The organism is Collinsella aerofaciens (assembly GCF_015557435.1).
GTDB lineage: Bacteria > Actinomycetota > Coriobacteriia > Coriobacteriales > Coriobacteriaceae > Collinsella > Collinsella aerofaciens_Z.
Genome location: NZ_JADNOH010000091.1, coordinates 17,024 through 32,333, shown reverse-complemented (window position 1 = coordinate 32,333; position 15,310 = coordinate 17,024). Strand labels below are relative to the sequence as shown.

General features: G+C 60.6%; 13 protein-coding genes and 1 tRNA gene. 9 read left to right on the top strand and 5 right to left on the bottom strand.

The annotated features are described in order from the left end of the window. Positions 1–223 precede the first annotated feature (223 nt). On the bottom strand, positions 224–1,825 hold the full coding sequence (locus I2G43_RS09040; RefSeq protein ID WP_195535900.1) for a potassium/proton antiporter: 1,602 nt from the start codon (positions 1,823–1,825) through the stop codon (positions 224–226). A gap of 253 nt (positions 1,826–2,078) precedes the next feature. On the opposite strand from I2G43_RS09040, the gene I2G43_RS09035 reads away from it, so the two are divergent. Beyond that, positions 2,079–2,918 carry a metallophosphoesterase family protein gene (locus I2G43_RS09035; RefSeq protein ID WP_195535899.1) on the top strand — a complete coding sequence of 280 codons (840 nt, stop codon included), beginning with the start codon at positions 2,079–2,081 and terminating at the stop codon, positions 2,916–2,918. Positions 2,919–3,235: 317 nt separating this feature from the next. Here the strand turns inward: I2G43_RS09035 and I2G43_RS09030 are convergent, their stop codons facing one another. After that, positions 3,236–4,810 (bottom strand): lipopolysaccharide biosynthesis protein, encoded by a 1,575-nt coding sequence (locus I2G43_RS09030; RefSeq protein WP_229071747.1) that lies wholly within the window; start codon positions 4,808–4,810, stop codon positions 3,236–3,238. A 352-nt stretch (positions 4,811–5,162) separates the two neighbouring features. Between I2G43_RS09030 and pckA the strand changes: the two genes are divergently transcribed. The 5 genes from pckA to I2G43_RS09005 all read left to right on the top strand — a co-directional run bounded on the left by pckA (position 5,163) and on the right by I2G43_RS09005 (position 9,774). Next, the gene (pckA, locus tag I2G43_RS09025) at positions 5,163–6,833 is read left to right on the top strand and encodes a phosphoenolpyruvate carboxykinase (ATP) (protein ID WP_195535898.1); all 1,671 of its coding nucleotides are present in this window, start codon (positions 5,163–5,165) and stop codon (positions 6,831–6,833) included. A 223-nt stretch (positions 6,834–7,056) separates the two neighbouring features. Beyond that, positions 7,057–7,776, top strand: a complete 720-nt coding sequence (locus I2G43_RS09020) for a B3/4 domain-containing protein (protein ID WP_195535897.1) — start codon at positions 7,057–7,059, stop codon at positions 7,774–7,776. A gap of 173 nt (positions 7,777–7,949) precedes the next feature. Then, positions 7,950–8,399 (top strand): MarR family winged helix-turn-helix transcriptional regulator, encoded by a 450-nt coding sequence (locus I2G43_RS09015; RefSeq protein ID WP_022093866.1) that lies wholly within the window; start codon positions 7,950–7,952, stop codon positions 8,397–8,399. Between the two features lie 119 nt (positions 8,400–8,518). Then, complete coding sequence (locus tag I2G43_RS09010) at positions 8,519–9,373, top strand: DegV family protein (RefSeq protein WP_195535896.1); 855 nt, start codon at positions 8,519–8,521, stop codon at positions 9,371–9,373. An 80-nt stretch (positions 9,374–9,453) separates the two neighbouring features. Then, positions 9,454–9,774 carry an MGMT family protein gene (locus I2G43_RS09005; RefSeq protein ID WP_195535895.1) on the top strand — a complete coding sequence of 107 codons (321 nt, stop codon included), beginning with the start codon at positions 9,454–9,456 and terminating at the stop codon, positions 9,772–9,774. Positions 9,775–10,131: 357 nt separating this feature from the next. Here the strand turns inward: I2G43_RS09005 and I2G43_RS09000 are convergent, their stop codons facing one another. The 3 genes from I2G43_RS09000 to I2G43_RS08990 all read right to left on the bottom strand — a co-directional run bounded on the left by I2G43_RS09000 (position 10,132) and on the right by I2G43_RS08990 (position 13,059). Further along, positions 10,132–10,425, bottom strand: coding sequence for a DUF6485 family protein (locus I2G43_RS09000; RefSeq protein ID WP_195535894.1), 294 nt, complete (start codon positions 10,423–10,425; stop codon positions 10,132–10,134). A gap of 223 nt (positions 10,426–10,648) precedes the next feature. Further along, positions 10,649–11,698 (bottom strand): tryptophan--tRNA ligase, encoded by a 1,050-nt coding sequence (trpS, locus tag I2G43_RS08995; RefSeq protein WP_195535893.1) that lies wholly within the window; start codon positions 11,696–11,698, stop codon positions 10,649–10,651. Positions 11,699–11,859: 161 nt separating this feature from the next. After that, positions 11,860–13,059: an MraY family glycosyltransferase gene (locus I2G43_RS08990; RefSeq protein ID WP_117786720.1), complete on the bottom strand. Its 1,200-nt coding sequence runs from the start codon at positions 13,057–13,059 to the stop codon at positions 11,860–11,862. 524 nt (positions 13,060–13,583) lie between these two features. Between I2G43_RS08990 and I2G43_RS08985 the strand changes: the two genes are divergently transcribed. The 3 genes from I2G43_RS08985 (at position 13,584) to I2G43_RS08975 (ending at position 15,251) form a co-directional block, all read left to right on the top strand. After that, positions 13,584–14,522 (top strand): radical SAM protein, encoded by a 939-nt coding sequence (locus tag I2G43_RS08985; protein WP_195535892.1) that lies wholly within the window; start codon positions 13,584–13,586, stop codon positions 14,520–14,522. 151 nt (positions 14,523–14,673) lie between these two features. Next, positions 14,674–14,746, top strand: a tRNA-Ala gene (locus I2G43_RS08980). A gap of 64 nt (positions 14,747–14,810) precedes the next feature. Next, the gene (locus I2G43_RS08975) at positions 14,811–15,251 is read left to right on the top strand and encodes a hypothetical protein (protein ID WP_195535891.1); all 441 of its coding nucleotides are present in this window, start codon (positions 14,811–14,813) and stop codon (positions 15,249–15,251) included. The last annotated feature ends 59 nt before the right edge of the window (positions 15,252–15,310 follow it).

Sequence of the window (15,310 nt, the reverse complement as noted above, 5' to 3'; positions counted from 1 at the left end):
CTAGTTCCCCTCGTAGTCGTTTGAACGTTCGGGATACTTTAGCACAGTGGAGCGTCAGGCGCGACCGAATCACAGCAAAACCCGAGTGCGCCGCTATGATTTACAGGATGGTTACATGGGGGAGGGGTGCTTTACTCCTCGGGCAAATCCAAATCTGCGAGCGAAGGCATGAAGTTCTCTAGGCGCTTGATTTCTTCGTCGCAAATTAGCTAACCCCTGGTCACTACGACGCCAGCGTGGCGATGACGGCTTCGTCGCCGGCGTATATGAGGGTGTTGCCATCGGGAATGATCGTTTGGCCGTCGCGCTTGAGCATCACTACAATAAACGGATGCTTGCCTTGCGGCACATCGCGCAGGCGCTGACCGGCCAGGCGACCGTGGGGCGTCACGGTGACCTCGCGCAGCGTAACCTCGGCACGCTCTTCGAACGTTGGGGCTGCCATCACCAGAAGGTCGCCTTCCTCGATGACGGTATCGCCGTTGGGCAGTACCGGGTGCGCCCCGTCGCGCAGCACCAAGACCACGAGCATGTCCGTCGCGCTGCCAATATCGGCGAGCGAGCGTCCGGCAAACGGATGTCCAGCGCCCACCTTGAGCTTTACAAACGACATGCCGTCCTCGTCGCGGTAGTCGTTAAAGGTGCGGCGTACGTCGCCGGCCGCATCGATCATATCGAGTTTCTTCGCCACCGCCGGCAGTAGCGAACCCTGCACCACAATGCTCGATACGGCAATCACAAACACCAGGTCAAACAGGTCGTGACCGCCGGGAACGCCGGCTACCACGGCAAAGAGGCTAAAGACGACCGAAGCCGCGCCGCGCAAGCCCGCCCAGCTTACGAGTGCAACCTGGCGAGGGTTCGTCTTAAAGGGCACCAGCAGCAGACCGACGGCGATGGGGCGGCTCGCAAAGAGCATAAACGCCATGAGCGCCAGGCCCGGCAGCAGCATCTGCGGCAGGCGCGCGGGCGTGACGAGCAGGCCCAGCAAAAAGAAGATGGTCATCTCGGCCATCTCGGTGAGGGTGTCAAAAAAGTGCGCCATCTCGACCTTACCGGTGATGTCGCTTGCGCCCAGCACAATGCCGGCCAGGTATACGGCCAAAAAGCCATTGCCGCCCAGGTAGCTCGGCAGCGCGTAGGCGACGATGGCCACGGCGAACAAGAAGATGGTCTGCGCGCCTTCGGCCGTTGCGTGTGCGCGCTCAATCAGACGGCTGGATGTCCAGCCGATGGCAAGGCCCAGCCCCACGCCTAGGATGATCTGCTTGGCCAGCAGCACGGGGATGTTAATGTCGCCGCCGGCCGCGAGTGTGGCGAGCACGGCGGTGAGCATGTAGGCGACGGGGTCGTTGGAGCCCGATTCGACCTCGAGCAGCGAGTCGGTGCCGCCTCTCAGCGACAGGTTGTGCTCGCGCAGCACGCTAAAGACACTGGCCGCGTCGGTGGATGCCACGACCGATCCCAGCAGCAGGCCACCAATCCAGTCAAAACCCAGCACGAAGTGCGCAAACGCACCCGTAATGCCGGCAGTGATGACGACGCCGAGCGTGCTCAGCAGTACCGCGGGCACGGTAACGGGTTTGGCACGGTCGATATTGGTGTTAAAGCCGCCGTAGAACATGATGAACAGCAGCGCCGTGCTGCAGACGGTTTCGGTGAGCGCGTAGTCGCTAAAATCGATGTGCGCCGGCCCGTTGACGCCCAACAGCATGCCGAGCGCGATAAAGATGAGCAGGGTGGGGAAGGGGAGTTTTTTGCCGACGGGCTTGATGGTCAGGCACAGAATAATAACGAGGCCGATAAAGAGAAGGATCTGGTTCATGGATGGTGTCCGCTCCTGGGTGGCTGGCGTGGCACGGTCAGTTGTCTGCGGTTATTTGTACCCAAAGATGGTGGGTTTATGGGGTTGGATTGCGGGCGTGCGCGATATCGTCATAGACGGCTGCCGTCTTTGCCTCTGCTCGGAAACCCTTTCCAGCTTTATTGCAACGGAGTACAATGGGTAACGTTTAAGTTCAACTTGAAGTTTTAGTTGCGGCGCTGGGCTTCCGCTGCAATGCAAAGAGAGGCGTACCATGGCGATCTATGTGACATCTGATGCTCACGGGCACGTGCGTGCGCTTGACGAGGCCCTGTCTAAGATTTCGCTGGCGTCCGACGACACGCTGTACGTGCTGGGCGACATGATCGATCGCGGGCCCGATCCGGTCGGCGTTATTAAGCTCGTGCGCTCGCTGCCCAACGCCCGCGTGCTCAAGGGCAATCACGAGCAGATCATGCTCGATGCCATCATTGGCCAGGATCCGCTCGATGCCGAGACCTGGGATATCAACGGTGGCTGGACGACGCGCGAGCAGCTCAACGACATGGAATTTGAGGCATACGAGGAGCTCGTGCGATGGATGGCTGCGCTGCCGCTCTACGCGGTGGCCGAGACCGAGGAGCGCCCGTACCTGCTGGTGCATGCCGGCATCCAGACCGAGGCGGCGCGCGCGTTTTTGCTTGAGCATGGTGTCGATTGCGGTGACGGCAGGGGAGCGGTCGATGCCGATAGCGAGCTGCTGCGGCAAATGCTCGCCGTGCAGTCGTCCGATGACCTGCTGTGGATTCGTCACGGCTATTGGGATGCGCCGACGGGACTGCTTTCTGCCGAGGGCGAGGGCCCGGTCGTGGTGAGCGGCCACACGCCCACGGTGTCGCTTGGGCGCTATTGCGAGGTTGGCGGCCTGGCGGGGCTCGATGAGGAGTCGGGCCGCGGGCAGATTGTGCGCCTGGGTGGCGAGGATACCGCCGGCGTGCCCGATCGCATCGACATCGACTGCGCCGCCGCCACCGGCTCCGAGTTCGGTCGCGTGGGCATCCTGCGGCTCGATGATGGGGCGGAGTTCTACGCGAACATCAACCCGGGCGAATAATCGGTGCAAGTGGTAGCTAATTTGGGACGGGGCTTTTTTGACTACTCTTGCCCTTCTGCCCGCTAATTGATTTCTCTGGGATGGGGATTAAATAATCATTTGGCTGCCCGCTGGCTAAGTGAGTAGACTTTTTTGGAAATGCCGAGCACCCAACATATTTGCCTCAATAAAACCGCAGGTCACAGACTTGTGCTCTGTCGGTGTGGTCAGGGATTCGGTAAAAATCTACTCACTTAGTTTTACGTGATGCATATTGTCTTCAACGAGACCCCAGCCGGGGCGATTCCATCGCAAATTCCGGTGACCGGGGCAGCTAATTAGGCGCCGTAGGGGTTGCGGTCGCGCTCGATGCGCTGGCGGATGTGGGCGTACTCGATTATCAGCAGCACCAGGAGTAGGGCCATGATGGCTAGGTAGCTCACCACGGCGCCCATCAGACCCAGCAGCTTAATCAGGATCACCGGCAGCACCACGCTTACGGCGAAGCAGATCAGGTAGATCTTGGTGACATCGCCGGCGTGGCGCAACACCGTGATGATGGCGTAGATAAAGTCGATTGCCGCGGTGACGCCGCCGGCGACAACCATTAGCAGTGCCAGCGTGCGGTAGCGCTCAAAGTTGAGGCCGTACATAAAGCTCATGATGGGGATGCCGGGGCCTGCCATAAATGCGGCGCACGCTCCGGTAATGACCACGATCAGTGCCATAACGGCAACAATAATCAAGTCAAAGCGGCGACGCTTGCGCGGATTCGCCCAAATGCTCGACAGACGTAGGAGCTGCGGTTTATAGATAAATCCAATGCTCAACAAAATAGCCTGCGCTGGAAAGAACAGTGCATTAAAGTACAGCTGGTATTTGTAGGCCAGTGTGCCTTCCATCACGAACTTGGGCATGCTCTCGATGAGGTTGAACAGGAACAGCGCACCAAAGAGCGGGGCGCACTGGATAAACAGGTGACCAGCCTCGCGCAGACTCATACGGCGTGATTTTTCGGTTTCGAGCAGGGCGAGCGGGGCGGTGACCAGCACGAGCGAGGCAATCGCGGCGATGCCCATGGCCATGGCGGCGATGGGCATGCTGCGCGTGAGGAACAGTGCCACGCTAAAGACCGCGATGACGCCGACGGATCGTAGCGTTTGGCTCATGCCGGCCAGGTAGAGTTTGTCGGCCTGCTGCAGGCGGCCCTCGTACACGTCGGCAATGCCGTCGATCACCTTATACAGGTAGACGCCCAGGCCGATTGTGGCCATCTGCGCATCGTAGCCGCGGGCGCTGCTGTATACCAGGCCGCATGCCAGCGCGAGCGCTCCGCAGATCCAGCGGTTGAGCTGGTAAGAGGCAAAGGACGTCTTTTCGTCGATGTCCGAGACCTGGAAATTGCGCACGCCGTAGTTGCACGCGATCATGATGAGCGTGCCGGTGACAAAGGCGATGGAGAATTTGCCAGCCTCCTCGGCGCCCACGAGCTGTGTGGACACGATGGTGAGCAACGGAAACACCATGCCCCACACGGCGGTGCCCAGGGTATTCCAAAGGTAGTCGCGACGGGTGGCGTGATCTTCGTACTCGGCTTCTTGCGTGGAGAAGCCGCCGCCGTAGACGGCTCCGAGCAGGCGGTTCCACCAGGCATTGACCATGCGGTGGATGGGGCCGGGCTGGCGATCGCGCTCGCGGCGACGGCGTGTGGCCTGGCTGCTGTCGGGACCGCCGGCGTTACGCTGGCTTAGCTCTTGGATTCGTGCGAGCTCCTCGGCGGTGTGCGATGCGGGGAACAGGCCGTTCTCGATGCGTCCGCCCTGCCCGTGCGCCCCGTCCGATACGGTGGGGTCGGCGACGCCATTGCGGCGGGCGATGGCGCGGCGAATGCTATCGATGGGCGTGATGCTCAAAGCGGAGTCCTTTCTATTGCTACGCTCTAGTATAGACGCGACGGTGTTCGTTCGTGTTTTTGAACAGGTTGTTCGATAATTTCGGCGGCGCCATTCAGTAGACGGCATTTGGGGACGTTCCTTATGTGCCGGCACTTTGGGAACGTCCCTAAGTGCCGGCATCCGGGGTCGCTCCTTGGTTGTTGCCTGTTCAAGAGTGTCCCTAACGACTAGGCCGCTTGCCTGCGATTTTTGACCGTTGGGCGGGCGCTTCGCCGTTGCCGCAAAAACGTTTTTGCATATCGGGTACAACGGGCTTTACGTGAGTAAAGTGCGCGCCGCGTCCACGTGTCGCGCTTTTAAAGGAGGCCCCATGCCTGGTGTTACCCCTGCAGAAGTTCTGTCCAACTTTGGTATTGCGCTGGTCGAAGATCCCGCCGAGAATCAACCCCGTCTGCTGGTCGATCTACCCGCCGCGGAGCTCGTCGAGCACGCTATCCGCCGCGAAGAAGGCCGCATGGCATCCAACGGCGCGCTGGTGATCGAGACGGGGGAGCGTACCGGCCGTTCGCCCAACGACCGCTTTATCGTCGACACGCCCGACGTGCACGACAAGATCGCCTGGGGCGCCGTCAACCGCCCGCTTTCTGCCGAGAGCTACGAGGCCATCAAGGCCGGTATCGTCAACTACCTCAACGAGCGCGATGTGTTCGTCACTCGCGGTATGGCCGGTGCCGATCGCAACCATACGCGTCGCCTGCTTGTCGCCTGCGAGCGTGCCAGCCAAGCGCTCTTTATTAAGCAGATGCTCGCCCGCCCGCTTGCCCGTGAAATCGCACGCACCGGCGAGCCGGACTTCTGCGTGCTCGCCGCTCCCGGCTACCAGTGCGATCCCGCCATTAAGGGCCTCAACTCCAGCGCCGCCGTGGTCATCAACTTCCAGGAGCGCGTGATTTTGGTTGCCGGCACCGGTTACTCCGGCGAAATCAAAAAGTCCATCTTCAGCGTCATGAATTACCTGCTGCCCGTCGAGGACGACGTGCTACCCATGCACTGCTCGGCCAGCATGGATCCCGTCACGCACGAGACCGCCGTGTTCTTTGGCCTTTCGGGCACGGGCAAGACCACGCTTTCGGCCAACCCCACGCGCCTACTGATCGGCGACGACGAGCACGGTTGGTCCGACATGGGCATCTTCAACATCGAAGGTGGCTGCTACGCCAAATGCGAGGGCCTGGACGCGTTCCACGAGCCCGAGATCTTCAACGCTGTCCGCTTTGGCGCGATCTGCGAAAACGTGGTGCTCGACGAGAACCGCAAGCCCAACTACGACGACATCTCGATCACGCACAACACGCGCGTGGCATACCCTGTGGAGCACATTCCCAACGCGTGGACCAAGGGCATGGGCACCACTCCAAGCGTCGTGCTCTTCCTGACCTGCGATGCCTTTGGCGTGCTGCCGCCCATCTCGCGCCTGACGGCCGACGCTGCCATGTATCACTTTGTGACGGGCTTTACGGCCAAGATCCCCGGCACCGAGGTCGGCGTCACCGAGCCCACGCCCACGTTCTCTTCGCTGTTCGGCGAGCCGTTTATGCCGCTCGACCCCATGGTCTACGCTAAGATGCTCGGTGAGCGCATCGCCGACGGCCGCACGCGTGTGTACCTTGTCAACACCGGCTGGATCGGCGGCGGCTACGGCGTTGGCCATCGCATTGAGCTGGCCTACACGCGCGCCCTGGTCGCGCGCGCCCTCGACGGCACCATCGAGGACAGCGAGTTCGTCCACGACGATATCTTTAACGTCGACATTCCCACGACGTGCCACGGTGTGCCTGACGGCATCCTGGTGCCGCGCCAGTACTGGCAGAGCACCGCGCGCTATGACGAGGCCGCGCACAATCTGGCGGTGATGTTCGAGGAGAACTTCGAGAAGAAGTACTCGCACCTGCCCGAGTCCGTCAAGGCCGCCGGTCCGCACGCTCAGGCGCACGCCGACGCCCGTCATCGCGGCCGCGGCCTGCTGGGACTCCGACACTAACGTTGCTTCAGACCCAAAACCACCATAAAGGGGACACCTTTGTGGTGGTTTTACTCGCGCGGATGACTCGGGTTACAATACGCCTGACATATCGCTCCCTTCTCCGGATGGGGGCAGCGTAAGCGCTCTTGTGGCGGCACCGTAGGACTTTGAAGGTGGCCGTCGTAAGGGTGCTTTTTGTTTAGGCACCCGGGCTCGGGCGCATGCTATGAAGGGAGAGCGCATGAAGAGCTTTATTGCCGAGGATTCGTTTTGGGAGCTATTTCCGCAGGCGGCTGTCGGTGTTGTGGTCGTAAAGGGCATGAAGCCCGCGGCTCAGATTCCTCAAGAGGACGTTGATGCGATTGCCGCGTTGCTCGACCGCGCCAATATCGATGCGGAGCGTCACCTGACGAGTGATACCATCAGCGAGAATGCGCCGGTTAAGGCATGGCGTGAGGCTTATCGGCTGTTCAAGACCAAAAAGGGCGCGCGTTGCTCAATTGAGAACCTGCTCAAGCGCGTGCTCAAGGGCAAACCGGTGGGCCACATTACGCCCGCGGTGGACATCTACAACACGGTGTCGCTGACCTACGCGCTGCCCGTTGGCGGCGAGGACCTGCATGCGATTGAGGGGGATCTTTGCTTGAAGGTGACTGACGGCGGCGATGCGTTCCTGCCACTTGGCGAGGAAACGGATGACCCGACGCTGCCCGGCGAACTCGCCTACATCGATGATGCGGGCGCCGTATGCCGCTGCTGGAACTGGCGCGATGGCGTTCGCACGGCGCTGTCCGACGATTCGGCCGATGCATTCCTGGCGATTGAGTGCGTGGAGCCCGAGCGGATGGGGGATTGCCAGGCTACCGTTGATCGTCTCGCCGAGTTGCTCGAGCGCTATCTGGGAGCGACGGTTGTCGTTAAGACGCTTGTGACCCGCGACAATCCCTGCGTGGAACTGTAACGACGCCTGCGGATCAAACTCGATGCCCCAAACCACCACAAAGGCGCCTGTCCCCTTTGTGGTGGTTTTTATGTTGATGGGTTAACAAATGGGATATTTGGGTATGGGTGTTGCCTTGTGCGGCTAAGATGTTTACCCGTTAGCATCATGCAAGCGAAAGGCGGTCGTCTCCCATGCAGCAGAACGACGAGACACGTTTCGAGGACTTTGTCGGACTGATCAGCGGGCTCTACAAGGAGATCCAGCGCATTAAGACATCCGAGGGCGCAAGGCTGGGCCTCAAGGGCTCCGACGTTATGTGCCTGTACTATCTTGAGCGCAGCAAGGACGGCCTGACTGGCGCTGACCTGGCTCGCATGGCAGGCGTGACCCGTGCCGCCGTCTCGCGCACGCTCGCGCATCTGGAGGAGGGCGGCTACGTCGAGGTCGACGACTCGGGTGATGCGGCCGTTAAGTATCGTGCCCCGGTGCGCCTGACCGCTCTGGGCGGCGAGAGCATGAGCGAGGCGGACCGCATCATTCGCGAGGTGCTCGACACCACCGGTAAGGCTATGGGTGTGGAGCAGCGCGAGCAGATGTATGCGTCGCTGCGTACGATTCTCAACACCCTGCGTGAGATCTAAGGCCGCCAAGGCATTTGCTTCCCATTAAAAACTGCATAGTCCCGTTTGAGCGCGTATGCTGTGCCGGGGCATTGCTGTCAAAATTCCCCGCGCGGGACCTGCGCAAGAAAGGATTCGTTATGTCCGTCCGCATTATTACCGATTCCGCAAGCGATATGTCGCCGGCGGAGCACCCCGCTCTGCGTGTTCTGCCGCTGTCCGTCACCTTTGGCACCGATGTGTATATGGATGGCGTCGACATCGATCACCAGCGCTTTTACGAGATGCTTGTGGAGCGCGATGAACTGCCCAAGACCGGTCAGGTCAACCCGTACGCCTTTTCGCAGGCGATTGCCGAAGCGCGTGAGGCCGGCGATGAGGCCGTGATTATTACCGTGGGTGCCAAGCTCTCGGGCACCAACCAGAGTGCTCGTACGGCACTTGCCGAGGCGCCGGGCGGCGACATGTTCGTCGTGGACAGCAATAACGTGACCTTGGGCGAGCGCGTGCTGGTCGAGTATGCGCTGCGCCTGGTGGACGAGGGCCAGGGCGCGGCTCAGGTTGCGGCGGCTGTCGAGGCCGTGCGCGACCGCGTGGTCGTCATCGGCCTGCTCGAGACGTTGGAGTACCTGGTGCGCGGCGGTCGCCTGTCTGCTGCGGCCGGTGCCGTGGGTACGCTGCTCAACGTAAAGCCCGTGGTGGCTGCCGAGGACGGTCTGATCGTGCAGCTGGGCAAGGCGCGCGGTTCCAAGAACGGACGTAACCTGCTCAACCAGAAGGTCGAAAAGGCGGGCGGCATCGACTTTTCCATGCCGCTGGCGCTCGGCTATACGGGCCTTTCGGATGCGGTGCTCAAGAAGTATATCGAGGACAGCGCGGCACTGTGGGCTGGCCACACCGAGGACGAACTGCCTGTCCACACCATTGGCGCCACCATCGGCACCCACGTAGGTCCCGGCGCCGTAGCCGTAGCCTTCTTCCAGCCCGTCAACTAACCGACTTGCTATAAACCACCACAAAGGGGACAGGCACCTTTGTGGTGGTTTAGGCTATTCCGGGTGGAAGGGAGCGAGCAATGGCGTCTGAGGGCTTTTTTGAGCGGGTGTACGAGGTGGTCGAGCAGATTCCCGAGGGGATGGTCGCCACCTACGGTCAGGTGGCGCTGCTCGCCGGTCGTCCGCGGAGTGCGCGGTACGTGGGGTATGCCCTGCATAGCAATCCGCGCCCTGGTCAGATTCCCTGCCATCGTGTGGTGTTTGCCGATGGCCGCATTTGCGAGGGCTTTGCGTTTGGCGGCCCCGATGCTCAACGTGAGCTTTTGCTAGGGAAGGGCGTGACGTTTGCCGATCCCAGGCACGTCGATCTGGGTGCCTGTCGTTGGCCTGCCGGGCTGTAGCGACTCGTTCGTGTCAAAACCACCACAAAGGCTCCTGTCCCCTTTGTGGTGGTTTTAGTTTACCTGAGCTAACTTATGGAGAAGGTGTGGCGGCGTTTATTGTCGCTACAAAGTAAACCACGGCGAACTATATTGGTTTCAGCAACGGAGCAGGCAATAGGCGATGAAAAAGCCTGCCCTGTTGAGTTTGATTCGCATTCCTCCCCTCTGTGCGATTCAACGGTGTACTTCGGGAAAGCGCCCGTCGGCTGCCATGGCCGGCGGGCGCTTTCCCGTAATCATGGGACAAAACATCAGGTCCGTTATCCCAAAATGAGGTGCCGACGTTTGGCCTTAGGGCGGCACAAACTTTGATTGTTAGTCCCGCTTGCAGCAACCGATCTTTGTAAGCCCCTGCGGCGTCTCTTCGCCCGCGGGGATTCTTGGGCTGTTGCTTCCCAGATACGCCTCTACATGCCGCGCGAACGCTTGCCACGACCACTCGTCTTTATCGGCCTCAAGCCGATCGGGGGAAATCGCGTTGAACAGGCACGTTGGAATCTCGTGCTCGTGCAGATTCTTGGCGATACAAGGCGTGCAGCCCTTGTCGTGGTTGACAGGGTTAAACGGGCATTTCCGGTCGTTGCATGTACAAAACGCAACTGAGCTCATGGGGCTCCTTCCAGTCGGTCGGCTCTGCTGTAAAACGCTGCCGCATGTTAAAACAATAGGGCGTCATTGCTTAACAGAATATAGTCTTAGGGTGCTTGCGACTTAGGGGTTCTGCCGAGCGGCTGAATACCTCGGCGACCGACCTCTGAAGAAAACAAAACCGCCGCAATGAGGATTGTACTCATCGCGGCGGTTTTGTTTGACTGCTGTTTATTGTTCTCGGCTAGTACACCATGCCCATGGCGTCCTGAACCTCGGCCAGGGTCTGCTCGGCGATCTCGTTGGCACGACGGTTGCCCTCGTGCAGGACGTCCTTCACATAGTCCAGATCGTTCTCATAGCGCTGACGACGCTCGCGGATCGGCGCGAAGTACTCGTTGACGGCCTCGGTCACGTACTTCTTGAGTTGGCCGGAGCCGCCCATGCCAATCTCCTCGGCAATCTCGACCTCGGAACGACCGGTGCAGATGGCGGCCGTCGAAAGCAGACCGGATACGCCGGGGCGGTTCTCGGGATCGAACGTGATCATGCGCTCAGAATCGGTCTGGCTCTTCTTGATGCGCTTTGCCGTCTCCTCCGCGGTCATCGAGATGTTGATGGCGTTGCCGTAGCTCTTGCTCATCTTGCGACCGTCCAGGCCCGGCAGTAGCGGGGTCTCGGACAGCAGCGCTTCGACCTCGGGGAACACTTTGCCGTAGCGGTTGTTAAAGCGGCGGGCGATGGTGCGGGTGAGCTCGATGTGCGGCAGCTGGTCGCGACCGACGGGCACCACATTGCCCTTGCAGAACAGGATGTCGCAGGCCTGGTGCACAGGGTAGGTGAGCAGAAGGCCGGTGAGCTCGTGGCCCGAGGCCTCCATCTCGGCCTTGACCGTGGGGTTGCGCGCCAGCTCGGCCTCGGAGACCAGCGACAGGAACGGCAGCATGAGCTGGTTGGCGGCGGGCACGGCGGAGTGCGCGTAGATCATGGTCTTGTCGGGGTCGATGCCGCAGGCAAGGTAGTCCATGACCATGTTGTACACGTTGTCCTGGATGTGCTCGGTCGTGTCGCGGTCAGTGATGACCTGGTAGTCGGCGATGAGCACGTTGGTCTTGGCGCCCATGTTCTGCAGCTCAACACGGCCCTTAAGGGTGCCGAAGTAGTGACCTAGATGCAGACGGCCGGTGGGGCGGTCGCCGGTGAGCATGGTGAACTTGTCGGGCGTCTTGGCCAGGCCCTCGCGAATGGCGTTGCTCTTTTGCAGCGCGACCTCGTAGCTGTTCTCGTTTGGCATGATTGCTCCTAACGTATGTTCATGGGTCAAGATGATAACGCGTTTATTGGAGGGTCGGGGCGTAAGTACGCGAGGGGCGGGAGAGCGGCGGCATGTGCGATGGGCGCGGCGTGGCTGCGCGTTTGGCCGGCGGCGCCTGGGCGCATCCTCGGCAGCTTACCCTAGCGCCTGTGGTGGCGCTCCTCCCTGCGTTCTTCTGCCGCCTGCTCCTCCTGCTTAAAGGCGGGATCGTCGGGGGTGACGAGCTCGTCCTCGTGCGTGCGCTTGTTGTAATGGTGGCGCAGCACGGGCTCAAACAGGTGCAGGTGCTTGGCAAAGGCCGCCGAGCCAATGGCGAGTACGGTAAAGATGAGCACGCGCATGGGCACCTCGACCTGGTTAATCGCGGCGGCGCCGGCCGAAAGCATGATGCACCAGGCGTAGATGAGGAGCACTGCCTGCTTTTGGTTGTAGCCCTCTTGGATCAGGCGGTGGTGGATGTGGCCCTTGTCGGCCTGCCCGATGCTAATGTGGGCGCGCTTGCGGCGCACGATGGCGCTAAACGTGTCGATGATGGGCACGCCGGCAACGATGAGCGGGATGATAAGCGAGGTGAGCGCGGCGGTGCGGCTCACGTTGAGCAGCGAGATGGAGCCCAGTGCAAAGCCCAGAAGCAACGACCCCGAGTCGCCCAAGAAGATGCTTGCGGGGTTGAAGTTGTAGCGCAAAAAGGCCAGGCAAGCGCCAAAGAGCGCAATGGAGAGCGCGGCGGCGTCGATGCGGCCCGAGAGAACGGCCATCGAAAACATGGTGAACGACGCGATGCCGCAGATGCCCGTGGCCAAGCCGTCGAGGCCGTCGATGAGGTTAATGATGTTGGTGAATGCCACCAGATAGATCACGGTGATGGGGTAGGCGAGCCATCCGAGCATGATCTCGCCGGGGGCAAACGGGTTGACGATGACGCCGATCCGCAGGCCGCCGATACAGGCGATAAGCGCAGCGAGGACCTGTCCGGCTAGCTTTTGCTTGGGCTTGAGCTGGAAGACGTCGTCGATAGCGCCGGTCGCAAAGATGACGGTAAAGGAGAGCGCCAGCATGGGATAGCTAATGTGAAGGCGCGGGTGCGGCACCAGGACGGGCGGCCAGCCTAGGTGCCAGGTGCCTAGGATTTGCACAATGCAGGCAACGACCAGGCCCAAAAACACCGCCGTTCCGCCCAAACGCGGGATGGGCTTGGTGTTGATGCGGCGCTTAGAAGGATAGTCGACGGCGTCGAGCTTAATTGCCAAGCGCTTGACCAGGGGCACCGTGAGGAAGGTCGTGATAAAGGCCGCCGCTGCCACGCATAGATACGGTATGTAGCTCGGGGATGAAGCCATGAATCTAAAAACCGCCAAGCGTCGAAGGAAAAGGTCAAAGGTTGCTAAGCGCAAAGGGCATAGCCGAACCATGATACTCGACCAAGGGGGGTGCATGGAATTGCACGCAGCGATAATCACGCGCTTACCAGATATTGGGATGTTGTCGATGGATTGTCGGGATACCGGCGGGGATCCATATGGGCTGTAATGGTGGTTTTCGGCAAATAAAAACCACCCCCCACGTTACGAAAATGAACCCACCTAAAACAGGTGGGTGCCCTCATCGACTGTTCCAGCGTCCTTAACAACGAAGGATACCTGTACTAGGTACGACTGTGTGGGCTCCCTAAATAAACGCGACGGTTCACCCAGTTGCTCCGCGGGGGGCGGAATACCTACATCATAAAGCGGCACTTTATCGATTCCAGTCTTGACATTACAAAAATCGTGTCGGACGATTACGGCGCCTTGGGCTCGAGCCGTCTGTGCGGTTGGTCCCTTTACGTTTGAGCTGCTGAATCGTTGTTTTGGAGCATGTTTTTATGCCGACGCCGTTGACCGAACTTTTTTCGCCCGCCTGCCATTTGTGTCCGCGCCGTTGCGGTGCGGTGCGCGACGAGGGTGCGCACGGCGTATGCGGTGCCGATGACACGCTCAAGGTGGCCCGCGCGGCGCTTCATATGTGGGAGGAGCCGCCTATCTCGGGCGAGGCCGGTTCGGGCACGATCTTCTTTAGCGGCTGCTCGCTCAAATGTATCTATTGCCAGAACCACGAGATCTCGACGGGCAATTTTGGGCTTGAGATTTCGCCCGAGCGCCTGGTCGAGATTATGCTGGAGCTGCAGGACCAAGGTGCCAATAACATCAATCTGGTGACGGCGACGCATTATGCTCACCTGCTGCCGGCCGCGATTGCCGCAGCTCGGGAGCGCGGACTGGTCATCCCGATCGTCTACAACACGAGTGGTTACGAGCGCGCGAGTGCCGTGGCGGCGCTGGGCGACCTGGTCGACGTGTGGCTTACGGATTTTAAATATGCCGATGCCGGGCTTGCGCAGTCGCTTTCTCATATTAAGGACTACCCGCGCGTGGCTGTGTCGGGTCTGGCCCAGATGGCGCGCGAAATTGAGCGCCGCGGGGGAGAGCTGGTAGACGAGGACGGGCTCATGAAGCGCGGCATAATCGTGCGTCATCTGGTGCTGCCGGGGCATGCGGACGATTCGTGCCGCGTGTTGGACCTGGTGTGGCAGACGGTGGGCGACGTGCCGATCTCGGTCATGAACCAGTACACGCCCAATGCCCTCATGCGCGAACAAGGCGGCGACCTGGCGCGCGCCGTGACGCGCGAGGAGTACGAGCAGGTGCTCGACCATGCCGACGACCTGGGCTTTACGACGATGTTTTGGCAAGAAGGCGGAGCGGTAGACGAGAGCTTCACCCCGGCGTTCGACACCACCGGCGTCCTCACCAGCGCAAAGTAGTGCGCTCGCCGATGATTTTTCTGGGACGGGGATTAAAAAATCATCGAGAGGATCGCCTGCTCGAAAAGTTGTCAAAATAGCCGCGTCCCAAAAAGACTGGGTATTGGGCGTTGACAGTTGGCGAGCCGTAGGTAAAATATCAACTTGTCTTGGGGACGTAGCTCAGTTGGGAGAGCGCTGCCGTCGCATGGCAGAGGCCGAGGGTTCGACTCCCTTCGTCTCCACCCTTGGATTTGATAAGCCGCTGACATTGTGTCGGCGGCTTTTTTTAAAAGAAAGGGCTGTACCATGGCCAAGCTTGAGTCCCAACCACTGTCTGCCGAGGAACGCGCCGAGTTGGAAGAGCTCCGCGCCGAGAAAGCTCGTCGCGAGGCCCAGGAAGAGGCACGCCGCGAGCGTGAGGAGCTGGCCGCCCTGCGTGCCGAGCGTGCGAAGGCCGAGGAGGCCGCCGCGAACGTCGTCCCCGCGCCCAAGCCCGCCGCCGCGAAGCCCGCGCCCACCGCACCTAAACCTCAGCCTAAAAAGGTCGCTCGTTCCAAGCCCGTCGAGCCCAAGCCGAGCCGTGACGAGATGACCTTTGCCCAGCGCATGGTTACCTCCAAGGAGCCTACGGGCGAGAACGAGATCCCTGGCATGGCGCCGGCTCAAAAAATCATCATTGTCCTTGCCCTCATCGCGTTTGTCATCTTTATGGGCTACACGATCCTGACCAGCATGGGTCTGCACTAGCCTGTTCGCGCTGGGCTCCATGCCCGCACGCCCGCCTCGCCAACCCTCAACCTCTGCAC